Source organism: Burkholderia sp. Tr-20390 (assembly GCF_017104595.1).
In the GTDB taxonomy this organism is placed as follows: domain Bacteria; phylum Pseudomonadota; class Gammaproteobacteria; order Burkholderiales; family Burkholderiaceae; genus Burkholderia.
In genome coordinates, this window is sequence record NZ_JAAGPC010000442.1 from 1 (window position 1) to 818 (window position 818).

The 818-nt window shown below is 73.3% G+C and carries 1 protein-coding gene; it reads left to right on the forward strand.

The window, feature by feature from the left end; genetic code table 11:
- A partial coding sequence (locus G3N98_RS39425) for an iron chelate uptake ABC transporter family permease subunit (protein WP_206151140.1) occupies positions 1-818 on the forward strand: 818 nt, incomplete at both ends.

Consider the following 818-nt stretch of genomic DNA (forward strand, 5'->3'; position numbering starts at 1 on the left):
GGTCGGGCGTGCTGCACGCGGATGCCGAACGCGCGGCGGGCGGCGGCTCGACGCGGCTCGTCGGCTGGCTCGAACGGCTCGGCTGGCCGCTGCGCACGGCCCTGTTCGTCGCGGCGGGCGTGCTGATCGTGTTCGTCGGCGTGTCGGCCGGCCCCGAGTGGCTGTCGATCGCGCGCTGGTCCGCTGCGCTGTCCGGCCACGATGCGCTCGCGCGGATGCTGATCGACCTGCGCATGCCGCGCCTGTTGTGCGCGCTGCTTGCCGGCGCGTTGCTGGCGGTGAGCGGCGTCGCGATGCAAAGCGTCGTGCGCAATCCGCTCGCGGGCCCCGAAGTGCTCGGTGTCACGCAGGGCGCGGGGCTCGTCACGCTGTTCGCGTTGTCGACGTGGCCGCTGATGGGTCATGTGACGCTCGCGGCGGCCGCGCTGATCGGCGGCGGGCTGTCGCTCGCGGTCACGCTCGCGTTGAATCACCGGCATCGCTATGCGCCGCTCGCGGTGGCGCTGACGGGCATCGTGATCGGCGCGCTGTGGACCACGCTCGCGCAATGGCTGATCACGCAGGAAAGCGTGCAGCCCGCGCGCTTCGTCGTGTGGCTCGTCGGCGGTACCTATGGCCGGAGCTGGGGCGAGGTGTCGATGCTGCTGCCGTGGTGCGTGCTCGCGGTGCCCGTGTTCGCATGGCTCGCGAAACCGCTCGACATGCTCGCGCTCGGCGACGACCAGGCCGCCGCGCTCGGCCTGCCGGTGGCTGCACTCCGGCCGCTCGCGCTGACGATCGCGACGCTCGCCGCATGCGCGGCCGTCGCGGCGGTCGGG